Here is an 18,340-nt window from a genome sequence, read left to right on the forward strand (position 1 = left end):
TATTGTTAATTTACGTGTATAAATTATCTGGTAGGACGTCTTACCATTAGGTGAACGTCAACTAAACAGAAAAATTATGACCGATTGAACGCGTTCTATTTGTAATTTCTTTATTTCGCTTCTATCGTTACGACTACACTAAAAACAATAACTTGATCACAAAATTACCCGCGACAGGGGGACACACAATGATAAGAAGATCGCTTTTTGTTAAAAATAAACTAGTACTAGGCATCGCAGCCGCTACTTTAGGGTTATCAGCAGCACCAACACAGGCTGCAACATTTGAGGCCGGAGGGTTTGATATAACCTTCGACTCGACTTTCTCTTATGGGCAAAGTATTCGTGTTGAAGACCGAAACTTTAACTTAATAGGGAAAAGTAATAACCCGTCTTTTGATTGGACAGGCTACAACTCCGTTTTAAATCCTATTTATTCAGCGCAAGATGTCTGGGCCCAACCTGGCTCTTACTCTAATAACGGTGACGCTGGGGATTTGAACTTTGATAGTGGTGAGTCTTTTTCAAAGCTGTTGAAAGGGACACACGATTTATCGATCAACAAAGATAACTACGGCCTTTTCACCCGTTTTATGTATTTTTATGATTTTGAATTGATGGATGGCGATCGCGCCTATGTTAATCCAACTTCAGGCCAAGGAGTTGATCCTTGTGATGATAAAGACACTAAAAAACAAAGCTGCGCAGATATTCGTCTATTAGATGCTTACGTATGGGCCAACTTTGATTTGAATGAGGGTAATAATCCACTTTCTATTCGCCTTGGCCAACAAGTTATAAACTGGGGTGAAAGCACATTAATTTCTCACGGTATTAACGTAAATCCGGTCGATATTGACCGATTAAAAGCGCCTGGTGCCGAGTTAAAAGAAGCCTTTATTCCAGTTGGTATGTTATGGGCATCTTTAGGGATCACTGAAAATGTGACTTTGGAAGGCTTTTACCAGTACCAATGGCATGAAACACGCTTACCTGCAGCTGGTACGTATTTTTCAACCAATGACTTTGCCGCAGAAAATGGTTATCAGCAAAATGTACAGCTTGGTTTTACCTCTAACCCTGATATCGATTTAGCGTTTTTAACTGATAGCTTAAATAACTTGATGACCACCTTTGGTCAAGCTGCTGCCGCTAAAGGGATCGATCCTGCAAGCCCTGAAGGTAAAGCGTTATTAGCACAAACTTATCTAGCGTACCCTACTAAAGTCGCGCTTAAAGGCAAAGGAGGGGATGGTAAAACTGAGCCTGATGATGGTGGCCAATATGGTTTACGTTTAGGTATGTTTTTACCAGAGTTTAATGACACTGAGGTTGCACTTTATCATGTAAACTACCATAGTCGTCGCCCGCTTATCTCTGGTCGCGTATCTAACTTTACACAAGCCTCAATGGCTCAAGATTTAGCCATGTTAGCAACGACTAAAATCACTTCTGACAATGTCTCTGATTTAAAAGCATTTGCTAAAGCAACCAATGAGTATCCAGAAGATATTAAACTGTATGGGTTAAGCTTTAATACATCAATTGGTGAAACAGCGTTTGCTGGTGAGTTCACCTTCCGTGAAGACGAACCATTACAAATCGATGACGTAGAATTGCTTTATGCTGCTATGCCTGAGCAGTTAGCGGTAGCGGGGCTTCGTCCTGAGTTTGCAGGTATTTCACAAATGAGCCCGGGTGACGCAATTAGCGTTGTAGGACCTGGCGAATTAGCAAAAGGTTATATTGAGCGTAATACTAGCCAATTGCAGTTTACAGCAACACATTTATTTGGCCCATCACTTTGGGCTGATAGCTGGGCTGTTGTGGGTGAAATTGGTGGTGTGCACATTAATAACATGCCTGAATATGATGAAATGCGTTTAAATGTATCAGGCACTGGTCGAAGCGGTATTATGACTGGACCAGGTACCGATGATTACTCAACACTTCATATGGCTTTATCAAATGGGCCAGAGCAAAAAGAGTTTGCATCAGCATCATCGTGGGGATATCGCTTAATTGCCAAAGGCGATTACTATAACTTCTTCAAAGGAGTTAACTTTTCACCTCGTATTGTATTTTCGCACGATGTAAATGGTAACACACCCGATCCGATGTTCTTATTTATAGAAGATCGTAAGTCACTTGGTGTTACAGCGAACTTTAATTATCAAAATGCATGGTCATTTGACTTTAGCTACAACTCTTTCTGGGGTGGCGGTGATATAAATACTTTCTCAGACCGTGATTTTGTTTCTTTCAATATTAAATATTCAATTTAGGGGTATCATGATGATAAAAAAACCTACCCTCATTGCACTAACGCTATGTAGTTTGTTTTCTACAACAGCGGTCGTTGCCAAAATGACCAGTGAAGAAGTAGCACGTTTAGGTGCAGATCTAACTCCTTTAGGTGCAGAAAAAGCAGGTAATGCTGATGGTTCGATTCCTGCGTGGACAGGTGGTATTACTAAAGCACCGGCAGGTTATACGCCGGGAATGCATCATCCAGATCCGTACGCTGACGACAAAGTACTTTTCACCATTGATAAATCGAATGTTGATAAATACAAAGCAAATTTAAGTCCTGGTCAAGTAGCTCTTTTTGAAGCGTATCCAGATACGTTTAAAATGAATATCTATACTACTCATCGCAGTGCTTCAAACCCACAGTTTGTCTATGATGCGACAAAAAAATACGCACCAACTGCAGAGTTGATAGAAGAAGGTAATGGGATAAAAAATACCGCAATTGGTATTCCTTTTCCTATTCCAAAAACTGGCTTAGAGGCAATTTGGAACCATTTATTACGCTACCGTGGTCTGTCAATTGAGCGTTTTGGCGGTCAAGCAGCTCCTATAGCCTCAGGTTCATATAATTTAGTTGGCTTTGATGAGCAACTGTTAGTTAAGTACTCAGATCCAAAAGCAACACCAGCAGAGTTACAAGAATCTAATATTTTGTTTAAATTTAAACAAAAAGTCACCGAGCCTGCGCGTTTAGCTGGCACGGCGCTATTAGTTCATGAAACCATGGACCAAATTTTAACTCCGCGACAAGCGTGGACTTACAATTCTGGCCAGCGTCGGGTACGCCGCGCCCCTAATGTTGCTTATGATGCACCAGGAACAGCAGCTGATAGCTTGCGTACAACCGATGATTTCGATATGTTTAACGGTTCGCCAAACCGCTACACATGGACGCTCAAAGGTAAGCAAGAGCTTTATGTACCATACAATAGTTATAAGCTACACAGTGATAAGCTACAGTATGACGATATTCTGATGGCCGGTCACATCAACCCGGAACATGTACGTTATGAAAAACACCGTGTTTGGGTTGTAGAAGCAGATCTGAAAGGCGACACTCGTCATATTTATAAGAAGCGCGTATTTTATATTGATGAAGATAGCTGGCAAGTTCAAGTGACGGATATCTATGATAACCGTGACCAAATGTACCGTGTAGCGATGGCTCATACAATTAACTATTACGATGCGCTCACTAACTGGAGTACGTTAGACGTTTACTACGATTTGAATTCACGCCGTTACCTAGCGATTGGTTTAGATAACCAAGAGAAAATGTATGATTTCTCACAATCGTTTAATGATAATGAATTTACCTCAAGTGCACTGCGCCGCGAAGGTCGTTAATACACTCTAAGCACCTGGAATTATCTAGGTGCTTTTTTATTATTTCAAATCGCGTTTGTCACTCTGACACGCACTGGGTCATGACACTAACCGAGTCCCCCGACTGCACGTTATATACCGACAAACACATTCTTTTCAAGGCGATTTTAATTTATGAAGTACATGCTTTATGCAGGTCTTGCCGCTGTGGCGAGCCTTTCAACTCTTTCTATTGCAGCTGAACCACTTGCTGCAATTGTCGCAACTAAAGCAGATAAAACCCTGTTGACTGATATTGAATACACAGGAAAGCAACTGGTCGCTGTTGGAAAACATGGCACTATAATTACCAGCAGTAATGCAAAAAATTGGCAACAAGCGAGCGTTCCAACGCAAGTGTTATTAACGGCGGTTGCTTTTAGTGGCAGTGAACTTGGTTGGGCTTGCGGGCATGATGCGACTATTATTCATACCAATGATGGTGGTGCAAACTGGCAGTTGCAACAAGTGAACACGCAATTAGATAAACCTTGCTTAGATATTTTATTTACCAGTGAACTTCACGGCTTTGCTGTGGGTGCCTATGGTATGTTTTATGAAACCAGTGATGGTGGCAAACATTGGCAAAAGCGTTTTCTGGATTCTTTATTATTTGCAGATGATAGAGATTACTTAAATGATTTAAAAGAATCCGATCCTCAAGGCTATGAAGCCGAAACTGCATCAATATTGCCGCACTTTAATCGTATTGTCGCAACAAAAGATAAACTTATGTTAGTGGGCGAAATGGGTTTGTTAGCGCACAGTACAGACAACGGAAAAACATGGCAACGCGATGAAGAAATCTACCGGGGTTCTTTTTTTGCTTATGCCAGCGATGAACAAGGGCAAGAAATAGTTGCGGGTTTAAGAGGCAATATTTTTAGCCGGCAGGTAGGTGAGCAATGGCAACCAATAAGTAATAATAAAACCGCCACAATCAATAGTATTATCGCTAGCGGTGATAATCAATGGTTGTTACTTGCCAACAGCGGTGTGATTTTCCACTATAAAAATAATCAACTTACTATTGAGCAGTTAGCGGATGGTAAAGCAATTCTTGATGCCGTTATTTTTGAAAATCAATTGGTTATGGCATCAGAAAATGGCATTAAAGTGAAGGGGATGGCTCCATAATGCACACAATCGTCAATTTTTTAGAGAAAGCAGTTTTTCGTCATCGATTAATGATGGTGATAAGTTTTATTTTAATAACATGTTTTTTAGGTTTTAAAGCCACACAAATCCAACTTGATGCTTCATTTAATAAAAATATTCCACTTAATCATGATTATATGAAAGTGTATTTAAAGCATGAAAAGCAATTTGGTGGCGCAAATAGTATTTTGATCTCAGTGTGTGATGATAGCGGTGATATTTTTAATCCTGAGTTTTTCACCCAATTAAAAGCTGTTCATGATCAGTTGTATTTCATTCCTGGGGTGAATCGTCCGTTAGTGAATTCAATTTTTTCACCCAGTGCACGTTTTGTTGAAGTTGTTGAAGACGGCTTTGCGGGGGGGCCAATTATTCCCGCTAATTTTACTGCCGATCAACGAGGTTTAGCCGTTGTTAAAGAGAATATCGAAAAAGCGAAAGTCGTAGGTAGGATGATTGCCTCTGACTATTCGTGTGCGATGGTGACCGCGCAGTTGATGGAAACTGATCCGCAAACGCAAGAAAAATTAGATACGTTAGCGTTTGCACAAAAGCTAGAAAGCGAAATTCGAGAGCCATTGAGCACTGATAAAGTAAGTATCCACATTATTGGTTTTGCCAAAATGGCCGGTGATATTGCTGAAGGTGCGAAAGGGGTTGTGTTATTTTTTGCTATTGCTATCGCGTTTACTTTCATCATGGTGTGGTTATTTTGCGGCAGCATCAAGCTCACTATTTTACCTATAGCCTGTTCAATTATTGCCGTGGTTTGGCAGTTAGGGATATTGTCGAGCCTAGGCTTTGGTCTAGATCCAATGTCGATTCTAGTACCATTCTTAGTGTTCGCAATCGGCGTAAGTCATGGCGTACAGATGATCAATGCAATAGGTAAAAAAGTCGCCGAAGGAAGCAGTAATACGCGTCTTTGCTGTCAGGCTAGTTTTAGATCGCTGTTAATACCCGGTGGTATTGCATTGCTGTCAGACACGGTCGGCTTTTTGACGTTACTAACCATAGATATAGGTATAATTCGTGAACTGGCTATCACAGCAAGTTTAGGTGTGGCTGTTATTATTTTTACTAATTTGATTTTATTGCCAGTATGGGCATCGTATATGCGCTTTGAAAACACAGTTCATATTCAATCAGGCAACAGCGAAAAACCAAACTTACTTGATTCAATTCGTGATCTGTTAGTCAAAGCCACGGATCCAAAATGCGCGAAAATCATTATTGGCTGCACCTTAGTATTGTTTGCTGTAGGTTATTGGCAAGCAGGGAAAATGCATATCGGCGATTTACATGCAGGTGCACCGTCATTGCATCAAGATGCCCGTTATAACCAAGATACCTTTTTAATATCGGACAAATATACAATTTCATCCGATATTCTAAAAGTGATTGTCGAAGCTTACCCTGCAGCATGTACAGAGCACGACGTAATGGATCGCATTAGTCGTTTTCAATATAAAGTTGAAAACTTAGCAGGTGTTCAATCAGCAGTATCCCTAAGCTCAGTAGCGCAGTCGGTTAATGCCGGGTATAACGAAGGTAATTTAAAATGGCAAAGTTTGCCTCGTAATACGGCAAGTTTGGTGCAATCTACCTCACGAGTCGAAACCAGTACCGGTTTACTCAATGGTGATTGTTCAGTTATGCCAGTGATTATCTTTTTAGATGATCATAAAGCGCAGACCATTGAACATATCATTGCCAGTGTTAAGCAATTTGCCATTGAAGAACAAACCGATATGCTGCAGTTTAAGTTGGCCTCAGGGCCTGTCGGCGTCATGGCTGCGACGAATGAATCAGTTTCTGCTGCACAATTACCTATGATGTTATACGTTTATGGTGCAGTTATTATTTTATGCTTGATTAGCTTTAAGAGTGTAAAAGCGACCATAGCGGTAGTGTTACCCTTGTATATTGTATCGACTCTTGCGCAAGCTTTAATGGTACAACTTGAAATCGGTCTGACGGTTTCAACGTTGCCAGTGATTGCACTAGGTGTAGGTATTGGGGTGGATTATGGGATTTATATTTTGTCATCGATGATGGGGCAATTAAAGCAAGGTGTTGCCTTACCAGTGGCGTATCGTAATGCACTCGTTGAGCGTGGTAGTGCGGTGTTATTTACCGGTATCACGTTAGCTATTGGTGTGAGCACCTGGATTTTCTCTGATCTTAAGTTCCAAGTGGACATGGGAATATTGTTAACCTTCATGTTTTTAGTCAATATGCTTGGCGCAGTATTACTTTTACCAGCAATTGGTAGTTTGATCTGGACTGACCAGAAAAAATAATGTGAATAATTTTGCTCCTAAATGGCCTGTAAAGGCCATTTATATCTATAATTTGTGAATAGATGACCAAATAACTGAAATGCTTAAAATGTTTTCATCGAAAGGGCTGTTTATTAATTTTAAAAGGGTTAGAATTTGCCTGACTCCACACAATAAATTGCTGTACAAATTTTCCATCTAAGTAGGTGGTATAGATTTAAGGAACATGTAATGACACGAAATGAAGGGCAAGCCTCGGTTATCTTAGATAATGTCTGTAAGCTGATCCAGAAAAAAGTTCACGCTGATAATGTGTTACTCGTTGAGAAATTCGCCAAATCCTTGTACAGCAATATGTCTAAAGAAGATTTGGCACATCGCAATGATAGTGACTTATATGGCGCTGCACTTAGCCTATGGAACTCGCTAGAAAAAAATACCTCTGATGATGCGGTGATCCGCGTTTTCAATCCTGAAGTAGCAAAAGATGGCTGGCAGTCATCACACACAATCGTCGAAATTATCGCTAAAGATATGCCATTTTTAGTTGATTCTGTTCGTATGGCGATGACCCGCGAAAATATCGCATCTCATTTGCTATTACACAGCCCACTTAAGATTCAACGCGATAAAAACGCTAAAATTTCGGCTTTATCAAATTTAAAAGCCGAACAAGAGTCTAGCTCTACAAAAACAGTGTTTTTTATCGAAATTGATCGCCAAACAGATTCTTCAGTGATTGACTCGTTCAAAAAAGAGCTTGAGTCAGTGTTGAACGATGTGTCTACTGCGGTAGAAGATTGGCAACCGATCCGCAAAAAGTTAATTGCGGTCAGTAAAGAATTACCAAAACGTAACCATAACAACAATGCAAGTGAAGTCGCAGAGACTGTTGAATTCTTAGATTGGTTAGTAAAAGATAATTTCACATTAATGGGCTATCGCCAATACGATTTGTCGCCAGTACAAGGCGATTACCAGCTCAAAGGTAAAATCGAGAGCAGCTTAGGTTTAATGAAGAATTCAACCGAAGAGCATTCTCGCCTGTTATCTGAATTACCAGAAGTTGCCCGTCAAGAAGCCCGTAGCAATAACCTGTTGATCCTTACAAAAACCAATTCGTTATCACGCGTACACCGCCCAGCATACATAGATTATGTAGGGATTAAACGTTTTGATGATGAGGGGAATGTGATTGGCGAAGACCGTTTCATCGGGTTGTTTTCATCAAGTTTTTATAACAACAGCGCCGCTGATGTGCCAGTTTTAAAAAGTAAAATAAATCGCATCATGGAAATGTGTGATTTTGCCAAAGGCACTCATGCTTATAAAGCGGTATTAAATATTCTTGAAACCTATCCGCGTGATGAACTTGTTCAGGCCCGTGAAAGCGAGTTACTTGAAGTTGCAATGGGTGTTTTACAAGTACAAGAGCGCGATATGTGTCGCTTATTTGTGCGTAAAGATGCCTATGGTCGTTTTTTCTCTTGCATGGTCTATGTACCACGTGAGCGTTATAACACAGCGCTGCGCCGTGAAACACAAGATATTTTAGGCAATGCATTTAATTCAGACGATAAAGTCGAATTTACTACCTTCTTCTCTGAGTCTACACTGGCGCGTACTCATTATACCGTGCGTGTGACTGACAACAATATAGAATATAACGTGAAAGACATCGAAAATAATTTAGTAGAAGCCGCTCGTACTTGGGAAGATAAATTACAATCAGCACTGTTAGAGTCTGCGGGTGAAGCACGTGGTAACGAATTAAACCGCAAATATTGTAATGCGTTTGCTCGTTCATACAAAGATGAAGTACTGCCAAGTGCCGCTGTTGTTGATATTGAAAAGCTTGAACTATTGAATGACGATAACAAGCTTGAAATGTTGTTTTACCGTCCGCAAGAAGAAGCGAACAGCAACATTGTACGTCTGAGCTTATTCCACAAAGATGAGCCAATCCATTTATCAGACGTTATGCCAATGCTTGAAAACTTTGGCTTGCGCGTCATTGGTGAAACGCCTTATTCAGTTAAAACCAGCGATGGCCGTATCAACTGGATCATGGATTTCTCAATGCTACTTGATAGCAAAGGCATTGCAGATTTCGATAAAGTATCAGCACGTTTTCGTGCCGCACTTACTAGTGTGTGGAGTAACCGTTTAGAAAATGACGGCTTTAACCGTTTAGTGTTAATGGGTGGCTTAACTGGTCGCGAAGCGTCAATATTACGCGCTTATGCAAAATACATGCGCCAAGTTGGGGTTACTTTCTCGCAAACCTACATCGAGAGCACATTAGCTAATTACCCGCACATTGGTTCGCAAATTGTTAATTTATTTGCTAAAAAGTTCTCTGTTAAAAGCCCTGCTAGTGTTAAAACGCTTGATAAGCTAATTACACAAATTTATGTAGAACTTGAAAACGTTGCTAACTTAGATGATGACCGTATTATTCGTTTATACGTCGATATGATCATTGCTACGCTGCGTACTAACTACTTCCAAAAAGATGGCATAGGTCAGTTTAAGTCTTATGTGTCGTTCAAAGTAAATCCAAGCTTAATTCCAGATATGCCATTGCCATTACCGGCATTTGAAATATTTGTTTATTCTCCACGTGTAGAAGGTGTGCATTTACGTGGTGGTAAAGTTGCGCGTGGTGGCCTGCGTTGGTCAGATCGTCGTGAAGATTTCCGAACTGAAGTACTTGGTCTAGTTAAAGCACAACAAGTAAAGAATACAGTTATTGTACCTGTAGGCTCAAAAGGCGGCTTTGTTTGTAAACAACTGCCAACGGATCGTGACGCATTCTTCAAAGAAGGCCAAGAGTGTTACAAAATCTTCATTCGTGGTTTATTAGATATCACAGATAACATTATCCAAGGCGAAATTGTGCCGCCGGTTGATGTAACTCGTCATGATGAAGATGATGCATATTTGGTTGTAGCAGCTGATAAAGGTACAGCTACTTTCTCTGATATTGCCAATGGCATTGCCAATGAATATAACTTCTGGCTAGGTGATGCATTCGCATCAGGTGGTTCAGTAGGTTATGACCATAAGAAAATGGGTATTACAGCCAAAGGTGCATGGGAATCGGTTAAACGTCATTTCCGCGAAATGGACATTGATACACAAACAACTGATTTTACGGTAGTTGCAATTGGTGATATGGCTGGGGATGTATTTGGTAATGGTATGTTGTTATCCAAGCATATCCGTTTACAAGTGGCATTTAACCACATGCATATCTTTGTTGATCCAAACCCAGATTCAGCGACGTCTTACCCAGAACGCGAGCGCCTGTTTAATTTACCTCGTTCATCGTGGGAAGACTACAACAAAGACTTGATTTCAGCGGGCGGCGGAGTGTTCTCACGTGCGGCTAAATCAATTACTTTAACGCCAGAAATGAAAAAAATGTTGGGCACTAAAAAAGCCAGCATGACACCAAACGAGCTGATCAAAGCATTCTTAATGATGGAATTCGATCTATTATGGAATGGCGGCATAGGTACTTACATTAAAAGCAGTAAAGAAAGCGATGCAGATGTAGGCGACCGTGCAAATGACGCTCTACGTATCAATGGTCGTGAGCTTGGTGCAAAAGTACTCGGTGAGGGTGGTAACTTAGGTGCAACCCAATTAGGACGTATTGAATTTGCTGCTAAAGGCGGTCGCGTTAATACTGACTTCATCGATAACGTAGGTGGTGTTGCGTGTTCTGATAACGAAGTAAATATCAAAATTTTACTTAATGGTTTAGTTACAGCCGGTGATTTAACGCGTAAACAACGTGATGAACTACTGTATTCAATGACCGATGAAGTTGCACAACTGGTACTGAAAGACTGTTATCGCCAAACGCATACACTGTCAATTACGCAATCAAAAGGCTCATCAACGCTTAAAGAAAAAGTACGCTTTATTCATGCCCTTGAAAAAGATGGCAAGTTAAATCGTGCAATTGAATTTATTCCAAGCGATGAAGAGTTGGCAGAACGCGCTGCAGCGGGTAAAGATTTAACTCGTCCAGAGTTATCGGTGCTTGTGTCTTACGCTAAAATGGTACTTAAAGAGTCACTCGTGACTGACGACATCACAGAAAATCCATATTATCGTCAGCTATTAGTGAAGTCTTTCCCTTTACCACTACGTGAAAAGTTCAATACTGCGATGGATAATCACCCACTGCGTAAAGAGATTATTGCTACTAAATTAGCTAATAATATCGTTAACGATATGGGTCTGAACTTCATGGTACGTATGCATGAAGAAACTGGCGCAAACGAAGCTGAAATTGCGTTATGTTACTCTGTTGCCAGTGAAGTATTCCAAATGCGTGATACGTGGTCTGCAATTGTTGATCTTGATAACAAGATCCCAGCCGCAGTGCAAACTGAAATGTTGTATCAATTACGTCGTACAGTACGCCGTGCAACGCGTTGGTTCTTACGTCATCGCAATAAAGCGCAAAATATTGAGCAAACAATTGCCTTCTTTGCACCGACCTTCGCTGATTTAAGTGCAAACTTAACTAACTACATGGTTGAAAAAGAAAGTGAACGTTTATCTGCTGCCGCAGACAAGCTTATTGAAAGTGCAGTGCCAGCTGAGCTTGCAACACGTATTGTATCGCTCTCTAGCTTGTTCTCAGTAATGGACTTAGCAGAAGTTGCTGCAAATTCAGGGCGTAGTATTGATATGGTATCTAATACCTACTTCAAACTAGGTGCACGGATGGGACTGCATTGGTTCCTTGACCAAATTACTCATCAGCCGGTGGCGAATCATTGGCAAGCATTGGCCCGCGCTTCATACCGTGAAGAGCTTGATTGGCAACAACGTACACTATCTGAAGTTGTTTTAAATAACTTTGCTGGTGATAACAAAGATGTTGACGGTCAAATTGATCAGTGGATGGACAGCCAAGATTTATTACTACAACGCTGGAAGCAAATGTTAGCTGAATTTAAGACTTCACAAAGTCATGATTTTGCTAAGTTCTCAGTTGCATTACGTGAACTTATGCTACTTAGTCATAACTGTGATACATCTGCAAAATAAGCAATTGATACTGACTGATTATTTTCCCACATGAAAATAATGAGTTAATCGTTAAAATTGTTATACAATACCCCAGCCTAGTCTGGGGTATTTTTTTATTAAGAGGATTATTTCATGTTTTACGATCTTGCTCGCCGTTTTATGTTCACCCGTGATGCGGAATGGGCCCATGAATTTGCACTTCATAACTTGCGCCGTTTTAACAATACCCCGTTCAGTGCTGCATGGTCGCAATCAGTGGCAGATCGTCCAGTCGAATTTTTAGGTTTACAGTTTAAAAACCCAGTAGGATTAGCAGCTGGCCTTGATAAAAATGCAGAATGTATTGATGCGTTTGCAAAGATGGGTTTTGGCTTTATTGAGGTAGGTACTGTGACACCTCGTCCACAAGTCGGTAATGACAAGCCGCGTATTTTCCGTCTGCCGGAGTCAAATGCAATTATCAATCGTATGGGCTTTAATAATAAAGGTGTTGATAACCTAATTAATAACGTTAAGGCTGCTAAATACGACGGCATTCTAGGTATCAATATTGGTAAGAATAAAGATACCCCAAATGAACAAGGTAAAGACGATTACATCCACTGTATGCGTAAAGTGTTTGAACATGCCTCATATATTACTGTCAATATCTCATCACCAAATACGCCTGGACTTCGTGATCTGCAATATGGTGCTGCACTGGATGATCTATTGCAAAGCCTTAAAAATGAGCAGCTTGATTTGATCGCCAAACATAATAAACAAGTGCCAATGCTAGTAAAAATTGCCCCAGATCTTGATGCTGTGCAAATAGCTCAAGTTAGTGAATCATTATTAAATAACAACATCGATGGTGTAATAGCGACGAATACTACCTTAGAGCGCGCTGCGGTGCATGGACAACAATATGCTGATGAAGCCGGAGGCCTGTCAGGTCAGCCAGTACGTGAGCGCTCCACTCATGTAGTGCAAGAATTAAAACGTTTAACCGCAGGTAAGTTGCCGATCATTGGAGTGGGCGGAATTGATGATGCAGCCAGTGCGAAAGAAAAATTATCAGCAGGAGCGGATCTTGTACAGGTATACACTGGATTTATATATAAAGGACCGCAATTGGTAAAAACGATCCTGCAAGGCTTATAAGGATCCGTTATTTAAGCTTTTGATCGTTCAATAAATGTTCTAAAGAAATATATATTAATTGGTCAAAAGCCGCTATACTACAATATTCATAAGATTAATTAGTAGGGGCGTAGGGAACGCATGTTACAAGCATCAAAGCAGTGGAAATGGATTGCTTGTCCAGTAAGAAATCGTTTATTGATCGATTTAGATCAAGATATGCAGCTGTGCACGCCTTATAAACTACGTCAACTCACCGATGCTATTTTAACCCAACCTAACTTTAGTTTAGAAGATGCCGCCTTTTATCAGCAGGTTTACCAATATCTTGCTGGATTTAATCTTTGGAATGGCGCGCAGCTATGTCAAATTGCGCTCAATGCGACAGCAGCTAAATTTTATTTAAAGCCAATGCTGGCAAAAAGTTGGTTTTTCGAACCCTACAAAGGCAATGAGCCCAGTATAGAAGCCGTTATAAAATTGCAAACTAGCGAACAAAGTGGTGAGTTTTTGATTGTTGACCACTGTAAAGAAGCCTCTTTATGCATTTGTCTATCTGAGCATTTTAAGCTTGATGAAAACTTAAGCCTTAATCAATTTGAAGCTATTCGTATACTTAACAATCGTGTCCATCCAATTTATAACCACGCACAAAACAGTAAAACAGCCTAAGCATATTTTTTGTAGTTCCTTTGTTTATCGCGTGTTTGTCGCCCAACCTATGTTATAATCCCGCGCAATTAGCTATTAAGGGTTATTACTTTGCATTTTATCGCACTTACTTCTATCGGAATCGAAAATTTATTGGTTGATGAACTTACTGACATTGGCGCTACGGTGACCAAACAAACAGTCGGTTCTGTGCGTTTTGACGCCGACACTACATTAGCACAAAAGGTCTGTTTAATGAGCCGCTTCGCGACACGAGTGCTGATGTTGATCGAAGAGAAAGAGGGCGTAAATAATAAAGAAAGCCTTTACAATTTTGCTCGCTCACAGCCTTGGCAGGAATGGTTTGGTCCAACGCAAACTTTTGCAGTCGACTTTAATGGTACCAACGACTCACTTAAAAATACCCAGTTCTCAGGTTTAGTGATCAAAGATGCGATTGTTGATTATTTTAATGATTTATTTGAACAGCGGCCAAACGTTGATAAACAAGATGCCAATGTACGCGTTGTTGCGCGTTTATCGCGTCAAGGTGTGGCCATGTATATCGATTATTCAGGACCGCGTTTATCTGAACGTGGTTATCGAGAAGGTCAAGGTAAGGCACCTATTAAAGAGCATTTAGCGGCAGCACTGATCAAACGCAGTGGTTGGCTTGACAATGTTCAACAGCCGCTATTTGATCCCTGCTGTGGTGCAGGTACTATTTTGATTGAAGCTGCTGGCATGGCGCGTAATGAAGCGCCGGGTTTATTCCGTGAGGGATTTGCATTTGAGCGCTTACCAAGTTTCCGTATTGCTAAATACAAAGAGTTAAAAGAGCAGCTTACAGCACAAATTACAGATCCTAAACTATGGCTTATTGGCCATGACAATGACGCTAATGTACTAAGCAAAGCAGTAGATAATGCTCGTAGAGCTGATCTAGGTGATGTGATCAAGTTTAAACAAAGCGATGCAACTAAGCTTACCTCAGTGGCAAAATTACCAGGTGTGGTTATTTCAAATTTACCGTATGGTGAACGTATTGGTTCGATGGCTGAGTTGGTAAGTTTACACAGTGCTTTAGGTACAGGCTTTAAAAAACATTTTAATAACTGGAAACTTGCCCTACTAGGCATGGATGAGAGTTTATTTAAATTATTAAAGCTGGTGAAACTCAAGCGTTATAAATTTAAAAATGGTCCACTTGATGTGGTACTTAATTTATATCAACTTGATGACAAACAAGTCAGCCAAACAACTGAAGATAAGCCTGCATTGAACTTTGAAGGTTCAATGTCGTTTGCTAATCGGGTTAAAAAGAATAAGCAAGGCCTGAAAAATTGGCTCAAACAAAATGATGTGCAGGCCTATCGTGTCTACGATGCTGACATTCCTGAATACAATGTAGCCGTTGATATTTATGGTGATTCAGCGGTAATATTTGAGTACGCTGCGCCGAAAGAAATTGACGATGTAACAGCGCACAAACGTTTACAAGACGTGATTTCGTTAACCTCACAGCAGCTCAATATCGCACCTGGAAATATTGCTGTAAAAGTACGTAAAAAGCAAAAAGGTGAAGAGCAATACACACCAATGGCTAAGCAAAATCGTACTCAAGTAGTTGAGGAGTTTGGCGCGAAGTTTAAAGTCAATTTATTTGATTACTTAGATACTGGCTTGTTTTTAGACCACCGTCTTGCTCGTCGTTATATCCAAGAAAATGCCAAAGATAAACGCTTCTTGAATTTATTTGCCTACACAGGGACAGCCTCTGTACATGCAGCTCTGGGTGGCGCTAAAGCGATAACCACGGTTGATCTATCGAAAACCTATTTAAAATGGGGCCAAGATAACTTTGACCTGAACAATATCAGTAATACCCGTTATCGTTTTGAACAGGCTGATTGTTTGAAGTGGCTTGAGCATGCCACAAGCCAATACGATTTGATCTTTTTAGATCCGCCAACGTTTTCAAATTCAAAACGCATGAAAGATGCTTTTGATGTACAAAATGATCATATTAAATTACTGACATGGGTTAAAAAAATCCTCAGTCCATCTGGCACGTTGATTTTCTCGAATAATATGCGTGGCTTCACCATGGATGAAGTTGGCTTGATTGGCTTAGGCTTAAAAGCTGTTAATATTTCAGAGCAGACGATTTCTCCTGACTTCAAACGCAATAAAAAAATACATAATAGCTGGTTGATAACCCATGGCTAAGTGGATTTTGTATCATACCGATGGCTGTCATTTATGTGAGCAAGCGCAGAGCTTGATCACGCCGTTGTTAGGTGATGATCTGTTACAGCTTGTTGATATTATGAGTGATGAAGAATTAATTACAGAATATCAGACCAGTATACCCGTTTTAAAAAGCGATCAAGGCCCGCAATTATTTTGGCCTTTCACTGCGCAAGATGTGCGTCAGTTTTTTACGCAAACAGAATAAGAGTAAACAGATAGTATGGATTTAATTAGAATTTCTAAAGCTCAACTCGCGTATGGTACGCATCCACTGTTAGACAACGCTGATGCCGTCATCGAAACTGGTGAGCGTGTGTGTGTGGTTGGTCGTAATGGTGCGGGTAAATCAACGTTACTAAAAGTCCTTGACGGCCAAGTTATTTTAGATGATGGTGAAATAAATCAGTTAGGTAGTATTAAAATATCGCGTCTAGAGCAAGATCCACCAAAAGGGGCTAGTGGCTCGGTGTTTGATTATGTTGCTCAAGGTATGCCTGAGATTGCAAATTTATTAATTGACTTTCATCACGTCAGCACTGAGTTACAAACTGACTGCACAGATAAACTACTTAATAAACTTGAACGTTTATCAAATCAACTCGAAGCCGCAGATGGTTGGCGTTTTGATAGTAGAATTCAACTTGTATTAACACAGTTAGAATTAGCACCAGAAGCCAAACTTGAATCACTTTCTGGTGGCTGGTTACGCAAAGTTGCTCTTGCACGGGCACTTGTCAGTGAGCCGGATTTATTATTACTTGATGAGCCTACTAACCATTTAGATATGGAAAGTGTGATGTGGCTTGAACAATTCTTAAAAGAGTTTAAAGGCGGTATTGTCTTTATTTCTCATGACCGTGCTTTTATTCGTGCAGTTGCTACGCGTATTCTTGATTTAGATCGTGGTAAGTTAATTTCATACCCTGGCGATTATGCTACTTATTTAGAGCAAAAAGCCCATGATTTAAAAGTAGAAGAAACGCAAAACGCATTATTTGACAAACGCTTAGCAGAAGAAGAAACGTGGATCCGCCAAGGTGTAAAAGCACGTCGAACGCGTAATGAAGGGCGTGTCCGCGAGCTCAAACAGCTACGTAATGAACGCAAACAGCGTGTTGATCAAGTGGGTAAAACTGACTTCAATATTGAAACTGCAGACCGTTCAGGTAAATTAGTATTTGAAGCTAAACATCTAAATCATGCATTTAATAAAGATAAAGTTATCGCCAATGACTTCTCTACATTAGTAATGCGTGGCGATCGTATTGGCTTAGTTGGCCCTAACGGTATTGGTAAGACGACTTTATTAAAACTGCTATTTGGTGATATTGAAGCTGATGCAGGGATTGTTAAGCAAGGGGTGAACTTAGAGTTTGCTTACTTTGATCAATACCGCCAAAAGCTTGATGAAGAAGCCACCGTACAAGATAACGTTGCCGAAGGTAAGCAAGAAGTAATGATGGGCGGACGCTCACGTCATGTACTCGGTTATTTACAAGACTTTTTATTCCCACCTGCGCGTGCTCGTACACCAGTTAAAGCACTCTCTGGCGGTGAAAAAAATCGCTTATTATTAGCTAAACTATTTTTAAAACCATCAAATATTCTTGTGCTTGATGAGCCAACCAATGATTTAGATATAGAAACCCTTGAGCTGTTAGAGGATATTATTAATCAGTATCAGGGAACTGTGTTAATTGTAAGCCATGACCGTGAGTTTATTGATAATACCTGTACCAGTGTTTGGGCATTTGAAGGTAATGGGGTAATTACAGATATTGTCGGTGGTTACAGTGATTATGAAGCCTATGCTAATTATTTAGCACAGGAACAAAAAAAACAGCTAACTACACCTGCTAAAAAAGAAGCAGTCGTTGCACCAGCTCCTGTGGCTAAAGCAGATAACAAAAGTAATAAACTCTCTTACAAATTAAAACTTGAATTAGAACAATTACCCAGTAAGCTGGAACAACTTGAACAAGCATTAGAAGCACAGCAAGTTGTGGTTAATGACGCTGATTTCTTTAAACAAGATGCCAGTGCGACAACCAAAGAATTGAACCATTTAGCACAACTTGAGTCTGACCTTGAAGCCGCTCTGGAGCGCTGGGAAGAACTTGAAGATTTAAAGAATCAGTAGT

10 protein-coding genes are annotated in these 18,340 nt (G+C 40.3%); all 10 read left to right on the plus strand.

All coding sequences use genetic code 11. From position 1 onward, the window contains the following. Positions 1-188 precede the first annotated feature (188 nt). The 10 genes from H5232_RS00520 (at position 189) to H5232_RS00565 (ending at position 18,339) form a co-directional block, all read left to right on the plus strand. Complete coding sequence (locus H5232_RS00520) at positions 189-2,285, plus strand: DUF1302 domain-containing protein (protein WP_149981057.1); 2,097 nt, start codon at positions 189-191, stop codon at positions 2,283-2,285. 10 nt (positions 2,286-2,295) lie between these two features. Further along, positions 2,296-3,660 carry a DUF1329 domain-containing protein gene (locus tag H5232_RS00525; RefSeq protein WP_149981191.1) on the plus strand — a complete coding sequence of 455 codons (1,365 nt, stop codon included), beginning with the start codon at positions 2,296-2,298 and terminating at the stop codon, positions 3,658-3,660. Positions 3,661-3,813: 153 nt separating this feature from the next. Further along, positions 3,814-4,815 (plus strand): YCF48-related protein, encoded by a 1,002-nt coding sequence (locus H5232_RS00530; protein ID WP_182830444.1) that lies wholly within the window; start codon positions 3,814-3,816, stop codon positions 4,813-4,815. Next, positions 4,815-7,139 carry an RND family transporter gene (locus H5232_RS00535; RefSeq protein ID WP_182757716.1) on the plus strand — a complete coding sequence of 775 codons (2,325 nt, stop codon included), beginning with the start codon at positions 4,815-4,817 and terminating at the stop codon, positions 7,137-7,139. Before H5232_RS00530 ends, H5232_RS00535 begins: the two co-directional genes overlap by 1 nt. Before the next feature lie 210 nt (positions 7,140-7,349). Continuing rightward, positions 7,350-12,191, plus strand: coding sequence for an NAD-glutamate dehydrogenase (locus H5232_RS00540; protein WP_182830445.1), 4,842 nt, complete (start codon positions 7,350-7,352; stop codon positions 12,189-12,191). A 114-nt stretch (positions 12,192-12,305) separates the two neighbouring features. After that, on the plus strand, positions 12,306-13,316 hold the full coding sequence (gene pyrD, locus H5232_RS00545; RefSeq protein ID WP_145233821.1) for a quinone-dependent dihydroorotate dehydrogenase: 1,011 nt from the start codon (positions 12,306-12,308) through the stop codon (positions 13,314-13,316). 120 nt (positions 13,317-13,436) lie between these two features. Next, a complete protein-coding gene (locus H5232_RS00550) occupies positions 13,437-13,967 on the plus strand; it encodes a cell division protein ZapC domain-containing protein (protein ID WP_145233823.1) in 531 nt (176 codons plus the stop codon). A 90-nt stretch (positions 13,968-14,057) separates the two neighbouring features. Next, positions 14,058-16,175 (plus strand): bifunctional 23S rRNA (guanine(2069)-N(7))-methyltransferase RlmK/23S rRNA (guanine(2445)-N(2))-methyltransferase RlmL, encoded by a 2,118-nt coding sequence (gene rlmKL, locus H5232_RS00555; protein ID WP_145233826.1) that lies wholly within the window; start codon positions 14,058-14,060, stop codon positions 16,173-16,175. Then, positions 16,168-16,404, plus strand: coding sequence for a glutaredoxin family protein (locus tag H5232_RS00560; RefSeq protein WP_149981062.1), 237 nt, complete (start codon positions 16,168-16,170; stop codon positions 16,402-16,404). The genes rlmKL and H5232_RS00560 overlap by 8 nt, the downstream gene beginning before the upstream one ends. A 15-nt stretch (positions 16,405-16,419) precedes the next feature. Further along, entirely contained in the window at positions 16,420-18,339 is a 1,920-nt protein-coding gene (locus tag H5232_RS00565) for an ABC transporter ATP-binding protein (RefSeq protein ID WP_182717873.1), read from the plus strand. The last annotated feature ends 1 nt before the right edge of the window (position 18,340 follow it).

Origin of the sequence: Pseudoalteromonas sp. SG41-5 (assembly GCF_014164495.1) — a bacterium.
Taxonomy (GTDB): Bacteria; Pseudomonadota; Gammaproteobacteria; order Enterobacterales; family Alteromonadaceae; genus Pseudoalteromonas; species Pseudoalteromonas rhizosphaerae.

Coding starts and splice junctions, on each gene's coding strand:
- H5232_RS00520 (WP_149981057.1), top strand. CDS start 189: ATGATAAGAAGATCGCTTTTTGTTAAAAATAAACTAGTACTAGGCATC.
- H5232_RS00525 (WP_149981191.1), top strand. CDS start 2,296: ATGATAAAAAAACCTACCCTCATTGCACTAACGCTATGTAGTTTGTTT.
- H5232_RS00530 (WP_182830444.1), top strand. CDS start 3,814: ATGAAGTACATGCTTTATGCAGGTCTTGCCGCTGTGGCGAGCCTTTCA.
- H5232_RS00535 (WP_182757716.1), top strand. CDS start 4,815: ATGCACACAATCGTCAATTTTTTAGAGAAAGCAGTTTTTCGTCATCGA.
- H5232_RS00540 (WP_182830445.1), top strand. CDS start 7,350: ATGACACGAAATGAAGGGCAAGCCTCGGTTATCTTAGATAATGTCTGT.
- pyrD (WP_145233821.1), top strand. CDS start 12,306: ATGTTTTACGATCTTGCTCGCCGTTTTATGTTCACCCGTGATGCGGAA.
- H5232_RS00550 (WP_145233823.1), top strand. CDS start 13,437: ATGTTACAAGCATCAAAGCAGTGGAAATGGATTGCTTGTCCAGTAAGA.
- H5232_RS00560 (WP_149981062.1), top strand. CDS start 16,168: ATGGCTAAGTGGATTTTGTATCATACCGATGGCTGTCATTTATGTGAG.
- H5232_RS00565 (WP_182717873.1), top strand. CDS start 16,420: ATGGATTTAATTAGAATTTCTAAAGCTCAACTCGCGTATGGTACGCAT.